At 49.0% G+C, this 24,845-nt stretch carries 18 protein-coding genes; 6 read left to right on the forward strand and 12 right to left on the reverse strand.

Annotated features, from left to right (window positions below; translation table 11 throughout):
* The 3 genes from CWO84_RS10025 (at position 1) to CWO84_RS10035 (ending at position 5,357) form a co-directional block, all read left to right on the forward strand.
* Positions 1-3,117 carry an efflux RND transporter permease subunit gene (locus CWO84_RS10025; protein ID WP_101052483.1) on the forward strand — a complete coding sequence of 1,039 codons (3,117 nt, stop codon included), beginning with the start codon at positions 1-3 and terminating at the stop codon, positions 3,115-3,117.
* A gap of 148 nt (positions 3,118-3,265) precedes the next feature.
* Entirely contained in the window at positions 3,266-3,619 is a 354-nt protein-coding gene (locus tag CWO84_RS10030) for a hypothetical protein (protein WP_101052485.1), read from the forward strand.
* Between the two features lie 367 nt (positions 3,620-3,986).
* The gene (locus CWO84_RS10035) at positions 3,987-5,357 is read left to right on the forward strand and encodes an SEC-C metal-binding domain-containing protein (protein WP_101052487.1); all 1,371 of its coding nucleotides are present in this window, start codon (positions 3,987-3,989) and stop codon (positions 5,355-5,357) included.
* A gap of 113 nt (positions 5,358-5,470) precedes the next feature.
* Here the strand turns inward: CWO84_RS10035 and CWO84_RS10040 are convergent, their stop codons facing one another.
* Complete coding sequence (locus tag CWO84_RS10040; RefSeq protein ID WP_101052489.1) at positions 5,471-5,782, reverse strand: integration host factor subunit beta; 312 nt, start codon at positions 5,780-5,782, stop codon at positions 5,471-5,473.
* Between the two features lie 97 nt (positions 5,783-5,879).
* On the reverse strand, positions 5,880-6,155 hold the full coding sequence (locus CWO84_RS10045; protein WP_101052544.1) for an HU family DNA-binding protein: 276 nt from the start codon (positions 6,153-6,155) through the stop codon (positions 5,880-5,882).
* A gap of 232 nt (positions 6,156-6,387) precedes the next feature.
* Between CWO84_RS10045 and CWO84_RS24610 the strand changes: the two genes are divergently transcribed.
* Positions 6,388-7,764: a hypothetical protein gene (locus tag CWO84_RS24610; RefSeq protein WP_205800363.1), complete on the forward strand. Its 1,377-nt coding sequence runs from the start codon at positions 6,388-6,390 to the stop codon at positions 7,762-7,764.
* Between the two features lie 302 nt (positions 7,765-8,066).
* On the opposite strand, the gene CWO84_RS10055 is transcribed toward CWO84_RS24610, so the two are convergent.
* The 6 genes from CWO84_RS10055 to CWO84_RS10080 form a co-directional block, all read right to left on the reverse strand.
* Positions 8,067-8,543 carry an isochorismatase family protein gene (locus tag CWO84_RS10055; protein ID WP_205800364.1) on the reverse strand — a complete coding sequence of 159 codons (477 nt, stop codon included), beginning with the start codon at positions 8,541-8,543 and terminating at the stop codon, positions 8,067-8,069.
* Between the two features lie 69 nt (positions 8,544-8,612).
* Positions 8,613-9,314, reverse strand: coding sequence for an SDR family NAD(P)-dependent oxidoreductase (locus CWO84_RS10060; RefSeq protein ID WP_064028469.1), 702 nt, complete (start codon positions 9,312-9,314; stop codon positions 8,613-8,615).
* 99 nt (positions 9,315-9,413) lie between these two features.
* Positions 9,414-9,665, reverse strand: coding sequence for a DUF333 domain-containing protein (locus CWO84_RS10065; protein WP_064028471.1), 252 nt, complete (start codon positions 9,663-9,665; stop codon positions 9,414-9,416).
* A 115-nt stretch (positions 9,666-9,780) separates the two neighbouring features.
* On the reverse strand, positions 9,781-10,068 hold the full coding sequence (locus CWO84_RS10070; RefSeq protein WP_101052491.1) for a hypothetical protein: 288 nt from the start codon (positions 10,066-10,068) through the stop codon (positions 9,781-9,783).
* Between the two features lie 88 nt (positions 10,069-10,156).
* Complete coding sequence (locus tag CWO84_RS10075; protein ID WP_101052493.1) at positions 10,157-10,594, reverse strand: hypothetical protein; 438 nt, start codon at positions 10,592-10,594, stop codon at positions 10,157-10,159.
* 105 nt (positions 10,595-10,699) lie between these two features.
* Positions 10,700-10,993 carry a hypothetical protein gene (locus CWO84_RS10080; RefSeq protein ID WP_133120660.1) on the reverse strand — a complete coding sequence of 98 codons (294 nt, stop codon included), beginning with the start codon at positions 10,991-10,993 and terminating at the stop codon, positions 10,700-10,702.
* Positions 10,994-11,122: 129 nt separating this feature from the next.
* Between CWO84_RS10080 and CWO84_RS10085 the strand changes: the two genes are divergently transcribed.
* Positions 11,123-12,580: an integron integrase gene (locus tag CWO84_RS10085; RefSeq protein WP_240618017.1), complete on the forward strand. Its 1,458-nt coding sequence runs from the start codon at positions 11,123-11,125 to the stop codon at positions 12,578-12,580.
* A gap of 264 nt (positions 12,581-12,844) precedes the next feature.
* The gene (locus CWO84_RS10090; protein WP_101052497.1) at positions 12,845-13,060 is read left to right on the forward strand and encodes a hypothetical protein; all 216 of its coding nucleotides are present in this window, start codon (positions 12,845-12,847) and stop codon (positions 13,058-13,060) included.
* A gap of 40 nt (positions 13,061-13,100) precedes the next feature.
* On the opposite strand, the gene CWO84_RS24375 is transcribed toward CWO84_RS10090, so the two are convergent.
* From CWO84_RS24375 to CWO84_RS10110, 4 genes are all read right to left on the reverse strand, one after another.
* Complete coding sequence (locus CWO84_RS24375; RefSeq protein ID WP_165786297.1) at positions 13,101-13,268, reverse strand: hypothetical protein; 168 nt, start codon at positions 13,266-13,268, stop codon at positions 13,101-13,103.
* A gap of 173 nt (positions 13,269-13,441) precedes the next feature.
* A complete protein-coding gene (locus CWO84_RS24615; protein WP_205800365.1) occupies positions 13,442-14,206 on the reverse strand; it encodes a hypothetical protein in 765 nt (254 codons plus the stop codon).
* A 155-nt stretch (positions 14,207-14,361) separates the two neighbouring features.
* On the reverse strand, positions 14,362-14,634 hold the full coding sequence (locus CWO84_RS24620) for a hypothetical protein (protein WP_205800366.1): 273 nt from the start codon (positions 14,632-14,634) through the stop codon (positions 14,362-14,364).
* Positions 14,635-14,806: 172 nt separating this feature from the next.
* Positions 14,807-24,841, reverse strand: a complete 10,035-nt coding sequence (locus tag CWO84_RS10110) for a strawberry notch-like NTP hydrolase domain-containing protein (RefSeq protein ID WP_101052501.1) — start codon at positions 24,839-24,841, stop codon at positions 14,807-14,809.
* Between the last annotated feature and the right edge of the window lie 4 nt (positions 24,842-24,845).

The following is a 24,845-nucleotide window of genomic DNA, read 5'->3' on the forward strand; positions in this document are numbered from 1 at the left end:
ATGTTGGAACGGGTCATTGCCTGGTCGTTAAAAAATGTGTTTCTGGTGTTGATCACCACACTACTTTTAATCTGTGGCGGCATTTACGCCGTGATCAAAATTCCACTAGATGCCTTGCCAGATTTGTCCGATGCGCAAGTGATTGTCTACACGGAATACCCTGGCCAAGCACCCCAGGTGGTCGAGGATCAAGTCACTTATCCACTGACCACCGCGATGCTGAGTGTGCCAAGATCCAAAGTGGTTCGTGGTTTCTCATTTTTCGGCGCATCCTTTGTGTACGTGATCTTTGAGGATGGTACTGATATTTATTGGGCGCGTTCCAGGGTACTCGAATATTTAAACTTTGCGGCCGGGCGCTTGCCGCGTGGTGTTACACCACAACTCGGGCCCGATGCGACCGGTGTGGGCTGGGTGTATCAATATGTGTTGCTGGGGAAGGAATACTCGCTGGCTGAACTACGTACCTTGCAAGACTGGTTTGTACGCTATCAGTTAACCAAGGCACAAGGAATCGCCGAAGTGGCCAGCATCGGCGGGTTTGTTCAGCAATATCAAGTCACCGTTGATCCACATAAACTCCAGGCTTATGGCATCCCCCTAAAAACCGTGACAGAGGTGATTGCCAATGGCAACCGCGATGTGGGCGGTCGAGCCATTGAAATGACTGAAACAGAATATATGGTACGCGGTCGTGGCTATTTGCATGGTATTCATGATTTGGAACGGCTGGTATTAAAAGTCGCCAATGGCACACCCGTGTTAGTGCGGGATGTAGCCCGAGTGGAATTGGTCCCAGATGAACGTCGTGGTATTACCGAGTTGAATGGTGAGGGTGAAGTGGTATCCGGCATCGCTATTGCCCGCTACGGTCAAAACGCGCTGGAAGTGATTGATAACCTGAAACTACGCTTAAAGGAAATCACAGCGGGGCTACCAACAGGTGTGAGTATTCAAGCGGTTTATGACCGCTCGGATCTGATCCATCGGGCGATTGAAAATCTACGACACACGCTGTTGGAAGAGAGTGTGGTCGTGGCCGTGATTTGTGCAGTATTCCTGTTGCATCTGCGCAGCGCCCTCGTCGCCATTGTGATGTTGCCGGTTGGCATATTGATGGCGTTCATCGTCATGCATTTGCTGAACATGAACTCCAACATCATGAGTCTTGGCGGCATTGCCATTGCCATTGGTGCGATGGTCGATGCCGCCATCGTGATGGTCGAAAACGTGCATAAGCACCTTGAGCATGATGCGTATAAATTACCCAGACACACCATTGTATTGAATGCCTGTCGGGAAGTCGGCCCGCCCTTGTTCTTCAGCTTACTGATTATCACCGTATCCTTCTTGCCGGTATTTACCCTGGAAGCGCAAGAAGGTCGGCTATTTCAACCCTTGGCCTACACCAAAACCTTTGCCATGGCCGGCGCGGCGTTGCTATCGGTCACCTTAGTGCCGGTACTGATATTGCTATTTGTGCGCGGTCATATCCGGGCAGAACAAGATAACCCAGTCAATCGGCTGTTGCTGTGGCTGTATCGTCCGGTGATTACTTGGGTCATGCGTTTTAAAAAAACCACTGTCTTGCTGGCGATACTGGCACTGGTTGCCAGTATTTACCCTGCTATGCAATTGGGCGGTGAATTCATGCCGACCTTAAACGAAGGCACCCTGCTGTTCATGCCGCAGACCTTGCCCGGCATGTCGGTCACCAAAACCGCCGAGCTGCTGCAAACTCAGGATCGCATCATCAAAACCTTTCCCGAAGTCGAATCGGTATTCGGCAAGGCCGGTCGCGCCGCCACCGCCACCGATCCGGCGCCCTTAGAAATGTCCGAGACGGTGGTCAATCTGAAACCGGAATCGCAGTGGAGGCCGGGCATGACCGTCGACAAATTGATTACAGAAATGGATCAGGCTCTGCAAATCCCTGGCGTCAGCAATGCCTGGACCATGCCGATCAAAAATCGCATCGATATGTTGGCAACCGGTATTAGGACGCCTGTTGGCGTAAAATTGTTCGGTAACGACCTAGCTGAAATGGAACGGCTAGCCCAGCAAATCGAACAAGCCATCAAGAACGTACCCGGCACCACCAGTGCTTATGCCGAGCGGATTACCGGGGGGTATTATCTGAATATCGATCCAGATTATGACGCTTTGGCTCGCTATGGTTTGCTGGTCGGCGACATTCAAAATCTGATTTCAACCGCTATTGGCGGTGAAATGGTGACCACTATGGTTGAAGGCCGGGAACGCTTTGGCGTGATAGTGCGTTATCCCCGCGAACTCAGGAACAGTCCTAGTGCCATAGGCAATCACTTACTGGTAACGACTGCTGACGGTGCCATGATTCCTTTATCGTCGGTTGCACATTTGAGCTTATCCAAAGGACCACCGGGTATTCGTACCGAAAACTCTCTGCTCTCCGCCTATATCTTTGTCGATTTGCGGGATCGTGATATTGCCAGCTATGTTCATGATGCCAAACTCGCAGTCGAGAAAGCCGTGCAGATGCCTACCGGTTATTACATAACCTGGAGTGGGCAATTCGAGTATATGGAGCGTGCCGTTGAGCGCTTGAACATAGTCGTACCATTGACCATGCTGATCATTTTTATCCTGCTGTACCTGAACTTTGGCCGTATGACGGAAACCCTAATCGTCATGTTGTCGGTGCCGTTCGCCCTGGTAGGCGGCGTCTGGTTACTGTGGGCGTTGAACTATAACGTCAGCGTGGCAGTGGGTGTCGGCTTTATCGCACTGGCCGGGGTGGCTGCCGAAACCGGAGTGATTATGCTAATTTACCTGGATCACGCCTATCAAGCCAAAATCGAAGAATGCAGGCAACAGGGTAAGGAAATGGGGCTGAACGAACTCTACACCTGTGTAATTACAGGTGCTGCAGAACGGCTGCGGCCCAAGATGATGACAGTGGCCGCCATCATGGCAGGTCTATTACCCATCATGTGGAGTAATGGAACCGGATCGGAAGTGATGCGGCGCATTGCCGCCCCTATGGTGGGAGGGATGATCTCCTCAATGCTGCTGACGCTAATCGTAATCCCTGCAATTTATGCGCTGTTGAAAGGCCATTCGTTGAGACCACGATGAGCCCAAGCCAGTAAATTTCACATTCATAGATCCAGGAGGTTTATGACGATAAGTACAGTCCAAATGATGCATTAAACAACACCCTTTTACGAAGCAGGACGGCATTTTGATTGCTGTCTGAAGAATTTAACTTAACTGGAGAGATCTTATGAAAACCATCACTAAATTGTTGGTCGTCACGTCTTTAACGCTGGGAGTTTTATCAGGTTGCCAACAAAACCCCCATCCCATGGATATGAGCGCAGCTATCCAAAGCGCTAAAACCAAGGATGACCATGAGTCTTTGGCGACTCATTATGAACAAGCCGCAAAGGATGCCGAAGTTAAAGTGGAAGAACACAAAAAGCTTCTGCAACAGTACAAGCAGCACAGCTACCTGTACGGCAAGCAATCCGAAATGTTCCTAGAACATTGCCAATCGCTAATCAGCTCCTACCAAAAAGCAGTTGATGCCAATACAGCGATGGCTAAAATGCATCATCAAATGGCAGGTACCCAATAAACTCAGTCTTAACTATTGAAGGATTTGAGGGCATGAATATTTAATTTCGTGCCTTCAAATCAACAGTCTGAATTCTGTTGAAATTCTGCCCTTAACCAAATATGGGCGGAAGCCAGTTTTGGCCGAATTCGCTCTACCAAAATGAAGGGTGCGAAAGTTTTCAATATTAGTGGCACAAAATCCGGAATATTTCATTATTTGTGTCAAAAGCGGGTATAGCTTGTGACACAAATAATGAAAAATCACTTTAAAATCAATCGACCACTTTTCATTTTTTATGTCACCCGACAAGTCGTGTCGGGTTGCCGGGCTATGCTGCAAAAATTTCAATGCAATAATCCTGGGGTTGGCTTAAAGTCACCCTGATATGAAAAAACTAGGCCGAAACGATCCCTGCCCTTGCGGCAGCGGTAAAAAATATAAGCAGTGCTGCTTGCAGGCCGCAGACGCCCAGATAGCGAACGATCATTCTGAAGCCGTCCCGAAAGCCATACAGTGGCTGTTCACCCAGTATGAGCAGCCAGCCCATGCCGCGCTCGATGAAGGCTTTTTTGGTGGGCTCGACGACGATGAATATGCCGGGATTCAGGACCTGCCCGACGACTCGTATACCGGCATTATGATCAATGCCATGGAATGGCTGCTGGCCGATGGTGTAGTGACGATCAAAGACCAGGACTGTCGTGTTGCGGCATTGTTACTCGGAAAGGGTGGTCCGCTATTGTCTGCTGAACAGCGACAATGGCTTGAGCGTCTAACGGCCCTGCCCCTCAGACTTTACGAAATTGTGGAGGTGGTGCCCGGCAAATGCCTGACCTTACGGGATGTGATGCTGCCCGAACGCCCGCCCGTCCTCGTCCAGGAAAAATCGGGCTCACAACACGCCAACCGGTACGACCTGATCGCGGCACGCATTGTGCCGGTTGACGCGCATTTTGAACTGTCCGGCGCCGTGTACGGCTTCCCCCGCCAGCGAAGCTGGGATTTGTTGGAAGAACTCACAGACGAATTAGAGGGCGTCGAACCGGATTCTCCTCTCGCCAAAGAAATCACCAGTGCCATCATTCCATATCACTGGCTCCAGTTATTTGTCAGGGCCTTTGAAATGCCGCCAGTGGTTGATCGTGTAACGGGTGAATCGCTCCTGTTCGTGACCGATCATTACCGGGTTCTGGACTGGGACGCATTGGACCAGGCGTTGTCCGGCGAAGCGGCTATCGAAGGCAATCGTGATGCGGGTTGGAGCCGGCTTTTTGCAGGCGAGGATGGGCTGACACGGCGAAGTCTCAGTATCAATCCCGGCAAACGCCCGGATCGGATCAAAGTGTCCTATCATACTCAACAGTATGCGGACGAAGGCAGACCTTGGTTCGAAGCGGTTTCAGGCACTGCTGTGGCCTTTATTAGCCGGGAACTGTCCGATCCCAAAGGCATACTGGCTAATTTGCAGCCTAATGACACCCAGGAAAGGCCGGAACCGATACCCCTGCCACCCGAGATCATAACCGAGCTGATAGAGAAGCGAATTCGGCAGCTTTACTCTGACTGGGCTGACAAGCCATTACCGATATTGAACGATCAAACGCCGCGCGAGGCCATCAGAACGCCGGAAGGACTGGAGCACGTTAAATTCTTGCTGCATACCTACGAACATGGCGAAGCTCAGCAAGCCAGAGATCAACACCGCCCTCCGGTTTCCTATGAATTTCTTTGGCAATCAATAGGGATAACGCCGTAGTCATTTTCCATCGCTGCGAGACAGGAGACCGAGCTTCGTGCAGCCGGGATGGAGAACACCGCCGCAAGCAATCGCGGTACCGGTGGAGGGCTGATCAGGCACCCAGGACGGGGTTACAGGTCTTTAATGGTGGGGAACGCCTGTTTCGAAGCGTTTACCCGGTCTCGCAAATCCAGTCCGGGTTTAAAGTGAACAGCATGCCGGCTAGGTAGACTGACAGGTTCCCCGGTCTTTGGATTCCTGCCGATACGGGCTTGGCGGGGAATCGTTGAAAAACCACCAAATCCGCGAATTTCAATTCGTTCGCCAGTGGCGACAGCGCTGATCAAAGCCTCAATGATCGTGTTGACAGCCAGCTCTACGTCTTCTTGCAGCAGGGTTGCTTGCTTGGCGGCCAGCGCCCCGATCAGTTCCGATTTTATCATCTGAAATGCCAATGTTCGACAGTGAGTTAACCGGCGAATCATAGCGCAGTTTCAAGAGGACTTCGAGTCATTCAAAGCCCTTTTTCCTAAAGAGAATTTAACCGTTAACGGCGTCTTTTAAGGTCTTTCCGGCTTTAAAGCCTGGTAGTTTTGCCGCAGCAATGGTCAGTTCAGCGCCGGTTTGCGGGTTGCGGCCCTGACGCTCGGCACGTTCCTTGACTTCGAAGGTGCCAAACCCCACTAACGATACCGAATCGCCGTTTTTCAAGGCGTTTTGAATGGCACTGAGGATGCCATCGAGAGCCCGTCCAGCCTCGGCTTTACTGAGATTCGCATGGCTGGCAATGGCGTCAATGAGTTCGGATTTATGCATGGTTTCCTCAAAAGGTGGGATGTAAAAAAAACGAGCCGGCGAAATCGGCGGCGCCAAAGATCAATCAGGCAAAAGCAATAGCGGCAAACGATGGAATTGTAGTATTGATGATCCAAGTTTCAATGCCTTCCTTCAAGCAAGCATCCCCCCGTACAGCGGATTTAGTGATCACTCCAACTCCGGGTATGATTTATCATCCCCAAGCCACCCCTGCCTAACCCAGCGATGTCCCATGAGCAACGTCTATCCCCTACTCCCACGGCTTACCGTCAATAGTCAGTTTATCGATGATTTTCTCACCGCCGAAGCACCCTGCTGTGCGTTGGGCCTCGTTGAGGAACGGAAACAAACCTTCGGCGTTTTAGCAATTCGGCTCGAAATGGTTATTCCTGAGGAGTACACCCGCACCGGTTTTAGTTTCGGGCATTCGTTGTACGGTAATGCCGACTGCGTCGTGGTTCACTTTGGCTTCCACTTCTACCATTACGCCACATTCAATCTACTGGTGAACCCGAACAACCCGGTCGTGCTGACTGTCTTAAATAAAATGCTCGAAACCGGGAATTACTTTATTTTCGCGGTCGATCCCAAAGGGAGCGTCACCGCTTTCCGGTCGGAACTGGGGCAGGATGATTTAATCGAGCTGAAAAACAACCTGCCGCGCATTCAAAACGCCAAGACCACCGATGCCCAATACAGGAAAACGGTAGCCATGTTCGAGCGAAAACCAAACCCGTCAGGGCAAATGCTCCACTGGGTTTGCCGCGATAACACCGATTGTCTTGACCTCTCCCAGCATCGGCTAGAACTGAATCCTGTCGCCCAACCCGACACACCCAAAAACTCACCACCCGAAGACCTCTTTGAAAGTAGCCTCATTCCCTGCGATCACTGCGGGGAGTGGGCGGCGCAATTGATCTTTGCCGACGATAGTGCCGATGAAAACGTACTTGAAGTTTGCGCTCAAACCATGGTCCACCAATACAGTGAAATCAATGTGCCGACTTGGGTCATCGGCGAACCACTGGGAACACCAGGCTTCGATACCAAAACCAGAGTATTGAAAGTTTGGCCGAACCGTGAGCCCATTCAGCTAAAGACGGCCCATGAATTTGATGAGGAACTGGATGAATTAATGGCACGTCACTGTCAACCGGGTGATGACACTACACAGAACCAGCCGCCGGAAGATCAACAAATTCAGTGGCACCCTATTAGTATGTTGCCTACCTTCACCTTTATGGTGGACGGCATGCTAGAGGAATCCATGATTCAGTTGGACAACCTGCGTCAGGCAATAGCCAAGCCTTATGCATTGGACGATGCCACCCTGAATCGGGTCTTTGATCTATATGACAAACAATTGGACGACCAAAGGTATTTCCTGGAACAGTTTTCCCGATGGCAGCGGGATCGACTAAGCGCTGCACAAACCAAGGAAGTTAATCGGCTGATTAAACAATCGGCAACCTTGAAGGCAGTCAACGAAGAAATTCTACAGATCGCGAACAGCATCAAACATGAAACGATTGATCAAATCCTGGCAATGGATGAAGTGGAACTGGCTATAGCCGTGTTATCGGGAAAAATAAAACCGCCGATGCTGTAAGGCGTTCCGAGACTATTACGCCAGTAGTGAATGGCGGCTTTTTGGAAGTGGCGAATTTACAGTTTCGACCCCAAGTTGACATTTGAAGCATTGCGCTCAATGTCGGGTGGGCTTCAAATAGCAGCCATTCAACGCAAAGCTAAGCCGACCGCTGGAGCGTAGCGGAAGCGGGTCGGTTTGAGCGAAATGTTAGGCTATTGGTGGAAGCACATCTTGAAATAATATGCCAAGCAGTTGGTTACCTTCGACACCGCTCCAGTCCTGAGCCAGTTCAGCCAGCAGCGTGTTCGTCGCGGTGAGAATTACGCCTTCGCGTTCCATGCGCCGCCGAGCCATCTCTTCGGAAAGTTCGTAAGGCGATCCGAAGCGTCCATGACTGCTTGCACTTGGTAGCCCTCGCGCCGCGCACTGATTGATGGAAAAACCAAGCATACGTCGGTGGTCACACCGGCCATAATGAGGTTCCTGCGGCCTGTCGCTTCGACTGCTTTTTTGAAATGCGGGTCATCCCAAGCATTAACAATACCGGTACGCTGAATTCGGGCCGTGAACGCCTCAGGACAAATCTGTTCGAGCTCCGGGAGCAAAGGCCCCTGGACGTTCTCTTCCTGCGAACTGGTAAGAACGACAGGGATATTCAAAGCCTTGGCTGCTTTGGCAAGGGCTAAGGTATTCCGCTTGGCCACTTCAAGCGGGATATTTTTAATCAGCTTCATTGTTCCGACTTGATGGTCGATAAGTACCACAGCACTGTCTGCGGATGAAAATGTACCGGTCATTTGCGATTTTCCTAAAAAGGGTAACTATAAAAATATCAACCAATTAATGCGTTAACATAGGCAAGAACCCTACCACGTTTCGCCGAAGGGTCTGGCTTCGACCTCGAAAGACCACGCCGAACGGGGTTGGGTACAAAGATGCTCTATCGTTGCTGCGATGTCGGCGGGATTGACAAAAAAGTCGTCGTTTTTGTCGGGCATTTTTTCCCGCGTAGCCGGAAGGTTTACAACGCCATCGATAATAAGCAGCGAAACATGGATTCCAAAAGGCCAAAGATGGCGCGCCATGGATTCCGCCAACGCGCGTTGCGCCGCTTTAGCGGGTGAAAAAGCGGCGGTTCTTGCGCCGCCACGCCGTGAAGCGGTTGCGCCCACAAAAACAATATTACCCGAGCCATTTTCTTTCATCGCGGGGATAACTTGCTGGGCGGCATACAGAGCGCCAAGCGCATTGACTTTCCAGTTGGCCTCGAAAGAGGCGGCGGTAATTTCTTCAATCGTACCCCACGAACCCGCACCCGCATTGTAAATTAAGCAGGTTACCCCGCCTAACTGATTGCGTACCTGAGCGAACGCTGCTTGCACGTCTTGTTCATTGGTGACATCGCAGGCAATAGCAATTGCATCGTTCAGCTCGCCAGCCAATTTCGATGTGAACTCTAAGTTACGCGCTAGAAGTGCGACACTATGTCCGGTTTCCGAAAACTTACGCGCGATGGCTGCTCCGTTTCCTTCACCAACGCCGATAACAACACAAACAGGCTTATTCATTTAGGAGAACCTCGTAAAATTTTCAACATATCAGGAGCAAAAAATTAAGCCGTACCGCGAAGCGGGTTAGACTTGAATGAACTGTTAAGCTGATACCGGTTACTTCTGCGGGTTGTCACGGCGGAGCAACTCCCACTCCTCCACGATCATGCCGTCAGGCAGATGGCACATGCCTTTCTCCCCAGACGCTTCTTTGACAATTTCAAGTTTGCCGCCTTTTTTCATGCAATATTCGGAAGCAGGATTAGCGATTGCCACAGATGGGCTAGCTTGCTTGGAGCTACAACCGCTGAGCAATGCAAGCGCAAAGATGCTGGAGAACAATACGCACTTCTTGGAAGAAATCTTCATGGGGCCTCTCGATGTGTTGGCAGCCTAACGCAAAGGGTAACTTGCCGGCAGAAGCGTAGCGACGATAGGAGCGTAGCATCTGCCGGTCAAGTTTACCCGCTGGTTAGGCATGAATTTACTCTTTCTCAAGATAAAATGCCCGACCCTGAACCATAGTTTCAACCCCTTCAAAGCTCTCCAACTCATCTATTTCTTCTAAGTAGATCATAGGAGGGTCGTTATTTTCATTTTTAACAATATCTTTGAGGTCGCTATTTTTAATAATTTCAACGGCTTCATTTTCAGCGGTTTCTGGGTTTTGACTTTCAACAAATATAGTTTGGTAGAACCCATGTTTTTTTAAACCAGATTCTGTCTGAATGAGGAAGTTTTCCCCGTTCATTATTAAACGATACTTGTTCATGTTTTACGCCTAACGTAGAGCTAACCGGCGCTGCGCGGCTTTATCGCGCAGCGTCCAGCGACCGAAGGGAGCGAGGTTGAGCGCCGGGTTAGGGTGCATAGCGTTGAAACTCTCTCCAGAGTGACTGCATTCGCTTGTTGCCCTGCGGCTGCAACTTTTTGCCTTTTGTCAGCATGATTGAAAGAAGCGGCCGTTGAACACCAACCTCGTAATGCCCCTTGGAAAACACAAACTCCTGAACTACCCAATGGAACTGTTGTGTGCGGCAAAGCACCTCGCCAAAGTAGAACCCGACTGCATGAGCCATGGAATACCCAGAAGGCGTAGCCGAAGGCTGGCCGTTTTCGAAGAACCACTGTTCAAGGGCCTTAAGACTTTCTGGCAGATAGTCGAGTCGGCTCGATAAACTGCTCAATGTATGAATTTCTCGAAGACCCATATCGCGCTGGGCAAACAGTGCTGTTTCAGCTTCACCTTGTCCAGCAAAGACAGGAAGGTCGTGAGCATACTGACCGGCGACAATCATTCCGTAGCGTGACACTTGTTTGCACCCCAACGTAGAGCTAACCGGCGCTGCGCGGCTTTATCGCGCAGCGTCCAGCGACCGAAGGGAGCGAGGTTGAGCGCCATGTTAGGTGTTGGCTTTGACATTACGGCGCCTAATAGCAAACCCGACACCACCACTGACAAGAACCATAGCGGGGGCAGCCCAGGAAATGAAAACATAAAACTGACCAGCCTCAGCCGCCATAGCTGGACCAACATATGGGTCGATTAGCTCGGAGAGATGGCCAAAGAAAAACAGGCCAATTGCTGGCACCAAAATAAACAGAAGCAACGGTTTGAGGCGGGCAGCAAGAAACACCAAAAGTGCACCGATCAGCCCCCAAAGCAAGACGGCAACAAGCGAGAACTCTTTATCCATAACCTCGGCCTGTCCGAGGACGGGAAACAAGGTGAGGAGAATGACTGAGAGTCCTCGCATGAAACACCTAACAAGTTATTAGATAGTTCCGTATATCTACCATAAAAGCTGCGCTGCTCAAATAAATTTGTGATTAGCAAGGATTTTTCCTTTCTGTATATCATTCACACTATATCAAAATCAGCTTTGGAGGTTGCCATGTTAGCCGTTCCCGCATCTCTTAGCCAGGCATTTGAAACACAACTCCATCAGCGCAATGTACCCGAACAACAGCGCCGAGATTTTCATAAATGGTTTCGGTTTTATCTGGACTTTTGTAACAAGTACGGAGCAAACCCAAAGCTCACTGCAAGCTTTGCTCCATTTGACGAAAAGTTGAAAAGTAAAGGTCAGTCTGAAACACAACGACAACAAGCTCGCCGAGCCGTAGCCATCTATTACCGCATGATCGGCGCGATTAAATCAACATCAACGCCTTCCAGCGATTCATTACCTGATCAGTCATTAACATCGAAGCGATTAGCTGAACCCTATCAGAGTCCTGTCAACCAGACCGTTACGACACGACCCGTACCAGAAACCACGAAGCCTTCGCCTGTCGACGAGTCGCCAAAGTTAACCGGTGCCACTTGGGTGACGGTGTACGAACAACTGCAAGCCGCTATCAAGGTTCGTCATTATTCAAACAAAACTTGGCAAGCGTACCGTTACTGGTTGCAGCAATTTCAAACCTACACGAAAAGCAAAGATGCCCGTTTGCTGGACATGGACGATGTGAAATCTTTTTTGAGCCATCTCGCCATGAATAAGCAGGTTGCCGCTTCCAGTCAGAATCAAGCTTTCAATGCGTTACTGTTCTTGTTCAAACATGTATTGCTAAAAGAATTCGGAAAAGTCGAGGGTGTGGTGCGGGCCAAGCGTCGTCCTTATATTCCTGTGGTGTTATCGCGCCCGGAAGTTGATCGAATTATTGGTATATTGGAACCGCCTTATGACTTGGTCGCCAAGTTGTTGTACGGTTGTGGCTTACGCCTATTCGAGTGCCTGAAACTACGAGTGCAGGATTTAAATTTTGACCTGCAGGTATTGACAGTGCATGACGGAAAAGGCCAGAAAGATCGAACGCTACCAATGCCGGAGGTCTTAACAACTGAATTGGCTGCTCAAGTAGAGCGAGTCGCCGCCTTGCATGAACAAGATGTGGCAGCGAAGACTGGCGGTGTGTTCTTGCCTAAATCGCTGGATGCCAAATATAAGAACGCCGCTAAAGAATTTGCCTGGCAATGGTTGTTTCCGGCGAAATCCCTCACGTTGGTTCCGTCCAGTCAAGAATATCGGCGTTGGCATTTGCACGAATCCCATGTGCAACAGGCCATTAAATTGGCGGTGCGCAGAAGCCGAATTGCGAAACGTGCGTCGGCACATACGTTTCGCCATAGCTTTGCCAGTCACCTTTTGCAAGCCAATGTCGATATTCGTACCATTCAAGAACTATTAGGTCACAGTGATTTGCGAACGACCATGATTTACACGCATACCGTGCCTAGTCGGACGATCAAGGAAGCGAAAAGCCCGCTGGATTTCTGAAGCTAAACCGTCGGCGGCAATGTGCCAGTTTGCAGTCATTCCTCAATGATTGTTCTGTGGCCGCTTGTGGCCGGTCGGCGCCACTGGCGGGTTTCGATTGGAATTCCTGGTGGTTTTGACATTGAAATCGGTGGCGGATTTAATTGGAATACGCACGCACGATGTACAAAACAGTGATTTTGGTGGGCAAGTAGCATGCAATTTCGCAAGAAAATCCTATAATCCCTAACAACACTATTCGCTAGAACAGATTAGGAGAACAAAATGGGCGATTGGGATTTTCTTCACGAAATGAGGGATCGTGGATATAGCCAAGAAGCTATTACTGGAGCTATGGCCTGTGGCTATGCGCCTTGGGAGGGAGAAGGGATAGCCAAGCAAGAAAGGAAAGCTAAGTGGGAGGAATTGAAATCCCAAAGGGACTCAGGAGAAATATCACCCGCAGAGTTCAAAAAGCGAAAGATAGAGCTCTTCAAATAGCGCTTCAACTCTTCATTTTCTTCGTAGTTGCTATCTGGCTTTATGTTTCCGCATCAAGCCAGCACACCCAAGTTTGGGCAAAGTCCTCGATCTTATTGATAACCAAGTCTTCCTGTCGTTCTATTCCCGATAGGATTAAGCGTTCACGCGTCAATTCAACCAACTGAGCGTCTCGCAAGGCCGGTAATAGCTCGTTGCTATTTTCCATCGCCCGGAACCTGGCGACTCTGGTGTATCGGTTTAATACGTTATCGCGTTCTTCGTGCACAGTGAGCCATCCGACCGGCGCAGGCTTAAATGCGAACTGATGTTTTGGGAGTGGCCTGCCACGTTCACGTAAGCAATGTATTCGGACGCGCATTGAATTTGGTTATGCCTTATTTATATAAAGCAGGCGTTGACAGTTGCAACTACTTCCTCAAATATTGCCGTTTTCTTTTTTACAATAGCGGATTCCGGGGTTTCCTGCCCTACGTATAAATCGGCCTGCATCAACATTTCTTGTTCCCCGGCCTTGATCATGACAATCCGCCCCAGCTCCCCCAGTGTTTTATGATCGAAGACATAGCAAAGCCCTCTATGGTCATAGCCACTGGAAGCGGTGACATGAGGCGGTAAATCCTCAGGACGCAACTGCCTTAACCCTGGCCGTATTGGTACTCCCTCTGCAAGCCATTGCCTTTTTGCCTGTTGGAGTTTGGTTTTCCCCAGCGTCTCAAGCCCTTTTTTTATCTTCTTGGGATTTGGCGTATGCTCTATTGGGGGTAGGTTCCGTTGTATTCCGTTTTTCTCTTCTTGGGTTCCCCTGTCCATAACCTCCCCCAGAAGATCGGCGATATTTTTGGCATCATGGAATAACCGCTGCTTTTCGTCATGCGCAAAGTGTTGTCCTAGCCCCTTACTCAGCATGACCTCAAATTCTCCGGTAACCAAAAAATTGCCATCCATAATGGTATTGCTCACACTGAGGTGTCTGTATCGCAAAAGTGTTTCGCAACAGGCATGGACGAGCGGTTTCATTTTCTCATCGATATCGGGGTACATATCTTCGGCAATCGCCTCATTCAAAACAAAGTCGATGGCATGACCGCGTAATTCAAAGCGGAATAAAAAAATGGATACGTCATTCCCAGCTATATTTTTCAAAATCGCCTCATCTTTTCGCGGCTTGTGATGATAGTGGCGATTCTAAGCCAGAACCCCAGAAATGTCGTTTTTCTCAGTGCAGAATACTGGCTCTATAAAACAATGTTCGATTGACTTATTTTTTGATGGGTATGACGAACCGTATAGAAAACGACTTACCGGTACTCTTCAAGCCAGTGGGTATGGGCATTTCTTCCGCCAATTCGCCGAGCAAGCCGTTTAATATCATCGATACCGAACTGACGCAAGGAAGGTCGGCGCCTACCATTCGCATCGGCAGCATCACAGGCCAGATTCCACGCCTGACCACGCTCCCGACGCAACGCTGTCAATCCTTCAATCAGCAGTTTGCGCTCATCGTCGCTTAAATCGGCAATTGGCTCAGGTTTGTCCATAACATATACCTCCACGGCAGGCAGTACCGACATGTTTCCGCCGCTGTCAATTCATTCGGTTCCTGGCCAATGCTATCGGGCAACGCCATAATAAAAAACTCAGAAAAACAATTGAAAATTTTAGCGGCTAAAATACAACATCCATCATCTAACTGGATTTCTTCTCGCCAGCGGTTTTCACTGGCTGATGGCTGCAAGCTATAACCTAAATAGTTGCAACCGCGTTGCGCGACGCCAGTTTCTGCCGCTGTTGCAGCTCTAGGCGCTGAACATTATCTTGCTGCTGTCTGGCTTCAATTCGTTCATGATGATTGGATACGATTTTATTCACGACATTAGTTACCTGGCGTTCAACCCCTTCCCAACCTAATTCACTTTTTGTCGCAAGATCGTTGAAATCCGTGAAGGACTTCATCTTTGAAATAGCCTCCTTCTGGGCATCTGATAAACCATCCCCTTTTGCTAGTGCCGGCGTAACCGGATCAAGATCGGCGGGGTAAGCTTGCTCCCCAGGAGCGAAAACCGGAAACACAGCCACACCTCCGACGGCTTTTGCCGCCGCCTCTGCTTTTTCCTTACCAGGATTGCGGCCCTCGGTCAGTTCTTGATGCAAATCATTATCCCCGGCAATGATGAATGGTTTGCCAGGAAACTGGTCGTGCAATAACTTCGCAACGTGTGGCAAATTGCCGGAATCGAAGGCCGCGACTGTTGGATACCCAAGTGACTGGGATAATGTATCAGCCGTAGCATAGCCCTCACCTATCACTATGGCCGGTACTCTCGCCAACACTTCCACGCCATTGCCGCCGACAACATGAAACATGTCTTGCTTAGCACCGCCAGCAGCAAACCGCTTCATGCCGTTTTCCTGGATAGATTGCACTGATCGAATTACGCCGCTTACATCTTGCGCCGACAAGAGCAAATCACCCGCGGTGAACACCAGTTTATCCGGATGCGAGACCCGCAGCTCCTTCGACTCCTTCCATGTTTTACCAATCATTACAGCCGAATCGGGAGGCAACATTGTTGAATCGGTCGGCACCATTCGAAGATCACCTGGCCGGGCTTCCTTTGATTGCAAATATTGATGATCGGCAGATGCAGGCGGAGAGATAGCAAGTAGCTGTCTTATAGACGCCGCTACGGAATCCTGTTTAGCTTTTAGCTCGTTTTCTCTTGCTTGCAACTTGGAAGCACTTTGAGCTTGCAATTCCGCCTTTTCTCCATCGCTAAGCGAATAGCCCTTTGATTTCCATTTCTGGGCTTCGCCGGTACGATTATTCTGAGCAAAGCCGGCAGGATGACCATCCAGGTGAGCAACATAAAATCCCGCCTTCTCGCCCGCCTTATCACCAACTGTTTCAAGCCTATGTCGCTGTCCATCCATAACTGGATGGTTTCCCGAAAGCACAAACCCCATATCCTTAAGTAGCGATGAAAATTCTTCGCGCGGGGTCATTGCCGGTTCTTGCTGCGGTTTAGTGTTATCAGGCAACCATCGTTGCAACTTATCCATATTGGCATTTAGACCGACATACCACGATTTAGCGCCGGCATCCCACTTAGCGCCGGCTTCTTTCGCGGTTTTTCTCTCCGAATACGGAACGGCAAGGTACAACTTATCGGAGGCGGTTGGTTTAGCCACTTCAGAATTATCGACTGACGTTACTTTTACTTCTCCAGCCTCTGATGGCAACCATTTAGAAAACGCCGATTGATCAACACCAGCAGGAATGAACCAGGATGTATGTTGCCTATCCCATTTGGCGCCCAATGCTTTAGCTTCCTCTTTCTCGCGGAAAGGCACAGCAATAAAGGTCTTATCATTTCCTGTGTTTTGTTGGTCTGGCCGCACACTATCACCACCGAGGCCGGACAAATTGGTGGCTGCTTGTTTCTGTTCAAACTCAGAAACTTTATTTTGAAAGTCTGAATTGTTTACCGTAGCCAACAGATCGGCGGATTTCCTCTTCTCCCTAGCGGCAGATATGTCTTCATCAGAGCTATCCGGGTCATTCATAACGGCTTGCTCTTCTAATCGGGCAGCCTCCGCCGCCTTTTGATACTCTTCGAACGTCGCACCCGATAACTGACTCATATCGCGCGGCAAGTCATCAAATCCCCATTGAATAGCCGGTGTGATAGCCGGACCAACCCCATTATCGGCTTGCCATTTCCGCCAGTCTTCTTCCACTACTTTTATGACGTCACGAAACTCATCGCTGTTTTCACCACCATATCGGTGTTCTAGGTCGACGTTTAACCATAGTGCATCAATCGCTTTATCGATTTCACCCCTTTCAATTAAATCAAGAGCAAGACGAACATTTCCATTGCCCTGCTCTTGAGCGTAACTACCACGCCATTCAGGAATGACCTCTTTCGCGTACTCAATATTCCGCACCGAATCCTCTAAAAGACGTTCAGTTGAATTAACATCAGGATCGCGCATAACGCCCCCTTCAAATTGAGCTGTTTCAGATTTAGTAGATTCCGGTAACACCACTGTTTTAATAAACCCACGTTCGTAATAGTCAGCAATATCCTGATGTGTGATCCCGGTTTCGGACTGCGCTGATGTATCGGCCACGATTGCTTTCTTGGTGTCACCATCGATAACAACCTTACCGTCTGGCATTAAAGTAATTTTCGATATGCCAAATCCATTCGGTTTGCCATCTGGACCATTGAGCTCTGGGAACAGATCAAGCACATTGCGCCTATCCAACTCAACACCGTCTTTGGATAAGGTGATCGCCGACGAAGAAACTTGTTGTGTTTGGTCCTGGACTAACCTATCGGCCATTGTCTGGAACGCCTGAGCCAACCCCTTGCGTTCTAAATAAGCGTTTGTAACGCTAAAATCATCGGGTTCTATACCAAAAACAGGCGAAAGGCGACGAATAGCATTGTCAAAAAACTGCCCAGGTACATCGCCTGTAACATCCTTAAGGGTATGTAAACCTTCCTTCCGCAAAGCGACATCCAGGCTATCCCCTTCGTAGTCCTGATAATGATCGAACGTCCACTCTTCCGACCGCAGTAAAACGGTCGAAATATCAGCCGCCAAACCAGAAGACAACGCCACATCGACAGTGCTTTCTGCCACAACACGGATAGTAGTACTGTCACCGGCCAACTTCTTTCTGGCATCAGCAACAGCACTATGCCAAACATCAGATGCGGCATGGAAAGCATCAGCCGCCTGCTGTAAGCCCGGATCTTCATGCTTTTGTAGATAGCGGGTATCGCCCGCTTTTTCTTCCCCATAGACACGAACCAGTTCGCGCTGATATACCTCATCAGCATCCACTAGCGTCTGATATTCGACCGCCGTCAGTTCCGCAACGGTAGGCGCCGAGCCTTCTGGGGCGATAGACTTGTTGGATGTAATTGCATTCTCTGTATCAATTAGCCTAATCGTTCTGGACTGATTGGCTAATTTGCTTTCCAAGTCATAAATCAAATCATGCAAATTATTAAGAGGCTCGGTTAGATTCGAATACGTTTCAATCTGCTCTGGCGTTGGGTTCTTGAGAGCATTAAAGTCATTAGCTTCGGAAAGCAATCGATCACGCTCTGCAATTGCTATATTTAGCCGCTCAAATTCTGGTTCATGTTCGCTAGGCTTTTCGGTCATTCGCAAGCTGTCTCGAAACTTTTTACCATCCTCAGTTAATACGCCCCATTCAATTTCTGTATTAGGAAATTGCCGCTGCAACTGTTTTACAAGTTCTGTAGCGTACCCCAGCCGGCGATGATCATTTTCCACTTCGACCATCTGGATTGCGGGTATTCCGTTATAGATTGAGTAATCCAGTTTCCCTACTTGAACACCACCAACCTCCGCGATTAACGTTTGGTCGACCTGTCCAGAATATGCTCCGCGTGTTACATCCTTAAACGCGACCAACTGACTTTGAAATCCGTAATCTCTTACAAGATCGGGATACTCAATCAAGACCGACAACGGGGGCATAGTTGCCGAAATAGTGCTTTCCGAGTTCTCAGGTGAATTCAGATAAAGTGCATTGTTTACGGCGGCACGATGAACATCGGCAACGGCATCAGCAGAAGTTGCCGCGTCGGAAAAAGCCGAATAGGTTCCTAACGTAACATTCCATTTTCGACCATGATTTTCCAACTGCTCGACAACGACCTGAGAAGCAAACTCAGACAATGTCAGTTCATGAGGTTGTCGCTGATCGGCAGTTAGCGCTTGGCCCTGCTCTTGAACTAACGCTTGTTCGAGCCCGAGAACAAATGTCTGAATTTTTTCCGCATCGGACGCCGCCCGGAAAATCTCCATTGGATCATCCCGCAAAGCCTTAATCCACGAGCCAACATAAGCCGCATGTTGACCAGGATCATGACCAATACCAAGCTCTTCACCCAAGATCATACTGGCAATCTCCGCCCTTAATTCTTCTTTGGCGTAAGCCTCGCTTCCGAATGGATGTGCAATGTCCCGATTCAGCCGGTCTTCGTGTCCAGTCCAGTGTCCCAACTCATGCAACGCGGTCGCATAGTAATTTTCTGCGGTTGGAAACTGACCTTTTTCCGGCAAGTGAATGCTATCAGTAGACGGTCTATAAAACGCACGGCTACCGCCGTTATGATGTATATCGGCACCTGACGCCGCTAATATATTTTCTGCTCGTTCAATGGGGTCCCAAGCTATCTCTTTCTTTTCAAGCGGCGGCAAACCATCGATCTGTTCAGCATTAAACACCGTTGCAAAGAAAACCCGTGGACGTTCCAACTTTATGACCACCTTCACCGGATTGCCTTCTCCGTCTAAAACCGGATTGCCGTTATCATCCCGCTTCGTTTGCTCATCGGTAAATTTCCAATATTGAACACCAGTCCCCTTCTCTCCTTTTCGGACTTGCCCACCAAGCTCACCAGCTTGCTTATAGGTCATCCACCGATTATCGTTCCTATCCTCCGACAATAAATGGAGAGTGTTGATACCTTTATATCGATTGCCGGTAACAGGGTTATATGGGAGAAATCCACCCGCTTCGTCCGGGTTCCAAGGCCGTTGCCACGGGGCCGTCCCTTGTTCTAGTTGTTCAATTAATTTCTCGGCAACAACTTCGTGAAAAGGTTTCTTAGCTTTATCCATTGAAACATCCTCCTGACGAATAACGCCATTTATTGGAGCGTCGGCAATGCCGACTACATTGGTTGTGATGGGGTTGTTAATCTCGTCGATAAGCACCTTGGTGCCAGGCATAACAATCTCGCCGAAGGTATCCTTTACTCCATGAGAGTAAAGCACCCATGATTGATCAGGCGTTCTATCGGATGGCAACATATTTCCAGAAATATTCATTTCCGATTGAGCCGCTTCTTCTGATGTTGGGTATGAGCGATACCAAATACCGTGTTGAAACTTCGCGTATTGCTTATTCTCTAGCTGATAGATTCCGTCTTGTTTCGGTGGTTGCGTGCAAGGGGAAAAAGGTGATTCGCCAGAACTGGCTGAAGTCTCAATGACGTTGGTCGATTCATCATCCTGTAATGATGAATCATGGACATGCATATCCAAATCGTCACTTTCACTATTTGCGGAGTCCTTACCGCGATTCTTCTCAATTAGATCGACAACAGGTTTTGAAGCAGTGATGCGTTCAAAAACCCCTACCCCACCTTCGCCAGTAGGTATAAAAACTCTATCAGACCAATTGATGCGCTCCACAAAAGCGCCTTGATCTTTTAGCAATCGTTTCTCTGCGTCAGTAAAATAACTACGACCCTTAATCTCTATACGGTCTTCAAAATTCACCTTAGCAGTAGAAATCTCCCACCCATTGGATAGAATTGCTTTGTTACCCTTTTTGATTGATTCGAACAAATCGCCCACCGACATTCCAGCAAGACCGGAATCAAGGCCTAGATTTTTCAGTGTTTGTTTGGCGGACTTAGGCCCCAACATTCGGCCAAGTAATTGTTCGCCGTCGTCTGTTTGTAATCGTTGAATGGTTTCCGCACCTTCGACACGGTCCCAGATTGGCAAAATGACACCGACAAGCATGCGTTCGGTTTTTGTTTCAGTTTTCGGGGCATTGGCGATTTGCTCGTTCCAAAGTTTTTTTGCTTCGGTTTCGTCTATCGCCCGAGTCAAAGTAACCCTCTGATAAGAGCCAACACCATTTGAATTAACTGCTCGATAGTCATACCCGCGACTGATAACATCAGCGTTGTCGATATATCGATAATCATGTTTTTTGATTGTATGAACAATACCCCGACGGACAGATTTACCATCGGAATCTAACCGCTCCCCAATGTCGCCGAGATAAAACACATCGCCTTTGCTCTTTCCGAACTCAGAGACGAACCACCCGCTTAGATCACCTTCTTTAGGGTTATCCTTGACGAACTTTTTAACCTCATCCCACTTGTAATAGTGGACTTCATTCGTGACGGCCAATTCAACATAACGAGTCTGGGCACCGGTTTTCTTATCCTCATAAGCAACATCATCCCGCGTTTTTTGGATGCTCAAAGCGGTCATTGTCTGTAGACCAACATCGTACAAACCACGTTGCTTTGCGTAATCAACGGCTTCAATAAGACGTTGCTCGAATTCGCCAAAAACTTGATTCTGCATGCCAGTTTTCAGTGACAGCAGGCGGTTTAAAAACTGCGGTATAGCCGGCAGATTGCTCTCATTCAATGAAGCATTTTCATCAAGCAGATTAAGCCCCATCTGCTTGGTAACTTCGTGGAACTTAAGGCTTGTGGTCCCACGATACAGATCACGAAAAAAGTTATTCAGTGCGGTCGATGCATATTGGCTTTCAAGATTGTCGGAAGCGGTAAACATACCCTGGCTAGTGGCCTCTCTCTGCCCGCGAGTAAGCGCTCCGAGTTGGTCAAGCCGACGAGCAATTGAAGATACAAATCGTTTTTGTGCCTTTAAGTTAGTGGTAGGTAATACATAATGGGGCTCTTGGGCTTGATTGGTTCGATGAGTTCGCCCAAACCCTTGAACGGCGGCATCGGCTCGCCAACCAGGTTGTAAGATGTAATGAATCCGTTTACGTTGATTCTCCGCAGTGTTGTCGGCATGAAAGCTATAACCGGTCCCGCCAGCACCCGAAAATATGAGAATGTCCTTTTTGTCGGCTTGAAACGCCTCAGCGTCGGCCCGAGAAGAGTTCTTGCCGCGCTTTTCTTCGACAACTCGTAGATTACCTTCATCATCGCGAGATTGAACAAAGCGCCGTCCACGGCCAGTAACCTCTGCGACCCGATCAGAACCAAAAGCATTGATGATTGAATCCAATGGATTTTCAGGAACACGGATTTGATGCAACGTGTCTAGCAGCGAATCGCGCAAAGCAATTGCCTCTCGATCAAATACTTGATTCCCTTCCGAGTCACGTACTGGAATGTAGGTGGTGTTGCCGTTAGCGTCTTGTGTTTGCTCATAAGCAGCTACCGGGAATCCGTTTCTGACATAATCCATTAGCATTTGCCGAGGCGTAAAATCCAATTCCTCCAAAGGGGCATCATTCGCCGTAGCGTCGGCGATAATCCTCTCCTGTGCTGCTTCGTTTGTATTTACCAACTGAATCACAGCCGCATGGCCAGCGTCCAGTTGGTCGCGGATATGATCTATCACTGCCGGCGTCTGCATGGCAGTGACAATTTGATTGAAGAATCGTTGATGTGCGCCCCAGAACTGCGACATAGCCGCACTTTTACCCGGACCACTCTTACCGGCTTGAGTGAGTTCAAGAGCTTGCTCAACGTTATTTAGAACAACTTGCCAAGCGCCGGCCAGTTCGTTGTAAATATCTTCCTGTAAATCAGATAGTGGATGTTCCAACCTTTCATAAGACACACCATCGTAGGACAGCGACCTTGCCAAATACATGCCCATCGCCTTCATGTCTCGGCTGATCAATTCCATTGATGCAATGCCGCCTTTCGACACCCCGTTGATAAAGGCAGTTGTGTCGGCAAACGGCGTGCCCTCGCCCCATAAGCCAAGACGATCCGCATAGCTAAGATTGCTTATCTCGGTAGCCCCGGTGGCTGACACGTAGGTAACACGCGCATTAGGCAATTCGCGTTGTAAGTTAATACCGGCTATCGCTTGTTGTGATGGCTTCTTGACGCCTCGTTTTCCCTTAATAGCAATGGCATTACCCATGCTATGGGCTTCATCAAATGCGATAACACCATCAAAATCCTTACCTAACCAATCTATGATCTGTTGAGCGCGAGACTTACCGCCCTTTTGTCCCAAATCATTTGCCTGCTTTTTCTCCCCGCCGCGTAGCGTCGAATAGGTTGTAAATAATATGCCTTCTTCTTGATTGATTGCGTTACCAGCTTTGGTCTTTCCCTGGAAAAACAACTTTGACGGGTCGCCTCCCACACCCGCAAAATCCCTTTTAGCATCCTCTATCAAGCCTTCATTAAAAGAAACCCAAACGGCTTTTTTCCGACCTTGCAACATGTTATCCAAAATGATGCCGGATATTTCGCGTCCCTTACCAACACCAGTGCCATCACCAATGAAAAAGCCTTTCCTTGAACCATTCGGCAAAGTTTCTGAGTGCGCTTGCCCTGCATAAACAACGGCCTCAATTTGAGCAATCGAAAGTAATCCGTCTTCGATCAATCCCTTTGGCAATAATGGGGCATATGACGGTGCAGGTGGTTGGACAGCTGACATTGCCGCCGACTGCACCAATTTACCTGGATGTGGTTTAGCGCCTTGTACTGTAAGACGTTGTGGAGCGTAGTTCGCAAAGACAGAATCAGTAAATTCGGTAGCCAGATCATCCTTAGCTTCTACTGCAACGCTTGCGGTACTGTTGCTTGTAGTGAGGCTACTATTTCCTCCAGTATTTCCGCCGCTGCTTCCTCCAACGTTTCCGATAACTCTATCTGGAACTCCACTCCCGGCTCCGATTCCGTCATTAGGGACATAGCTATCTTCGGTTGAGCCTCTAACTTCGCTATCAATAGGAGTGGTTCCGGAATCGGCCCCGTTTCCAGCAGATTCCGCTCTAACGCCGTCCGCACCAATGCTAATGCCGCTAACTCCGTTTCCGGATTGAATGGTATCTGACACTGGCGGAGTGTTTGGGCGGCTTGCCTGTTTATCGGGTGTTGATTGAATATGTTGACGGTCATTTCTTATGCCCTCTAATAATGCTGGTAATTCGGCCACCGAATCTACTTTGCCGGTCAATATCGGCTGCGTCGTGGCCCCGTTTTTGTCAATTACTAAAATCTGATTGTCGAATGTGGTTCCGTATTTGGCATATTCTCGCCCGGAAATGCCTATGTTGGCCCTTACATTGTATTTGGCTTGTACCTCTTTCCACCACGAAGCAAATGTAGGCTTATCCGCGGCCATGCCGTTCCCTACAATCGCCACCAACCGTCCGCCTTCATCTAGGCGCTTTAACGCTTGTTCGAGATGTCTTGCACCATTAGTTGTGTCCCGCTGCCCTTGTACACGACCAGCGGACGAACTGAATGGCGGATTCATTACAACCACTGTCGGCTTAAACTCGATAGGTAGAACGTTATCCAACTGCTCGGCATTTTCTTTAAATATTGTCGCCTCGGGAAACAAGGCGCCCAATAAAGATTGTCTACGGGGTGACAATTCATTCAGGATCAGTGTGGCTCCAACCATCTTTGACCATATGGCCAAGTCCCCTGTACCAGCAGACGGCTCGGCCATAACATCATCCCTTTTGACATTCGCAACCCAATTAGCAACGAACGACAGGGCGGGTGGTGTGCTGAACTGTTGGAACTCCTCCATTTCCTCATCACGTCGAGTCTGAGTAGGCAATCGTTGAACCCGGTTAGTCAAGTCAACGACCTTTAGCCTGGCTTGTTCTGCATCCAATGCGTTCCAGTTTGGGTCTTCGGTCCCGAGCAAGTGGATATTAAATGCAGCTTCTAAGGCATCATAAGCATCCTTAGATAAATAGTCGCCACCGGCCTGGGTTCCGCCAAACGCACGATTAGCTTCCTCAGTTAATACCTTGGATGTAACACCACCATCTTCACTCAGACGTTGCGCCAATCGTAATGCGAGTAAATGTCGAGCATCATTAGGGGATGAATCCATGCGTTCCTTAATCACCACCTCTGGTTTGTCGACCGGCGTTGGCTCGGGAACAAGCCAATCTTCAAAAACATTGAAAAAATCGAGTTGTCCTTGATTAGAATTAGGTTTCTTCGCCATTGGT

This window comes from Methylomonas sp. Kb3 (assembly GCF_002834115.1).
Taxonomy (GTDB): Bacteria; Pseudomonadota; Gammaproteobacteria; order Methylococcales; family Methylomonadaceae; genus Methylomonas; species Methylomonas defluvii.

Coding starts and splice junctions, on each gene's coding strand:
- CWO84_RS10025 (WP_101052483.1), top strand. CDS start 1: ATGTTGGAACGGGTCATTGCCTGGTCGTTAAAAAATGTGTTTCTGGTG.
- CWO84_RS10030 (WP_101052485.1), top strand. CDS start 3,266: ATGAAAACCATCACTAAATTGTTGGTCGTCACGTCTTTAACGCTGGGA.
- CWO84_RS10035 (WP_101052487.1), top strand. CDS start 3,987: ATGAAAAAACTAGGCCGAAACGATCCCTGCCCTTGCGGCAGCGGTAAA.
- CWO84_RS10040 (WP_101052489.1), bottom strand. CDS start 5,782: ATGATAAAATCGGAACTGATCGGGGCGCTGGCCGCCAAGCAAGCAACC.
- CWO84_RS10045 (WP_101052544.1), bottom strand. CDS start 6,155: ATGCATAAATCCGAACTCATTGACGCCATTGCCAGCCATGCGAATCTC.
- CWO84_RS24610 (WP_205800363.1), top strand. CDS start 6,388: ATGAGCAACGTCTATCCCCTACTCCCACGGCTTACCGTCAATAGTCAG.
- CWO84_RS10055 (WP_205800364.1), bottom strand. CDS start 8,543: ATGACCGGTACATTTTCATCCGCAGACAGTGCTGTGGTACTTATCGAC.
- CWO84_RS10060 (WP_064028469.1), bottom strand. CDS start 9,314: ATGAATAAGCCTGTTTGTGTTGTTATCGGCGTTGGTGAAGGAAACGGA.
- CWO84_RS10065 (WP_064028471.1), bottom strand. CDS start 9,665: ATGAAGATTTCTTCCAAGAAGTGCGTATTGTTCTCCAGCATCTTTGCG.
- CWO84_RS10070 (WP_101052491.1), bottom strand. CDS start 10,068: ATGAACAAGTATCGTTTAATAATGAACGGGGAAAACTTCCTCATTCAG.
- CWO84_RS10075 (WP_101052493.1), bottom strand. CDS start 10,594: ATGATTGTCGCCGGTCAGTATGCTCACGACCTTCCTGTCTTTGCTGGA.
- CWO84_RS10080 (WP_133120660.1), bottom strand. CDS start 10,993: ATGGATAAAGAGTTCTCGCTTGTTGCCGTCTTGCTTTGGGGGCTGATC.
- CWO84_RS10090 (WP_101052497.1), top strand. CDS start 12,845: ATGGGCGATTGGGATTTTCTTCACGAAATGAGGGATCGTGGATATAGC.
- CWO84_RS24375 (WP_165786297.1), bottom strand. CDS start 13,268: ATGGAAAATAGCAACGAGCTATTACCGGCCTTGCGAGACGCTCAGTTG.
- CWO84_RS24620 (WP_205800366.1), bottom strand. CDS start 14,634: ATGTCGGTACTGCCTGCCGTGGAGGTATATGTTATGGACAAACCTGAG.
- CWO84_RS10110 (WP_101052501.1), bottom strand. CDS start 24,841: ATGGCGAAGAAACCTAATTCTAATCAAGGACAACTCGATTTTTTCAAT.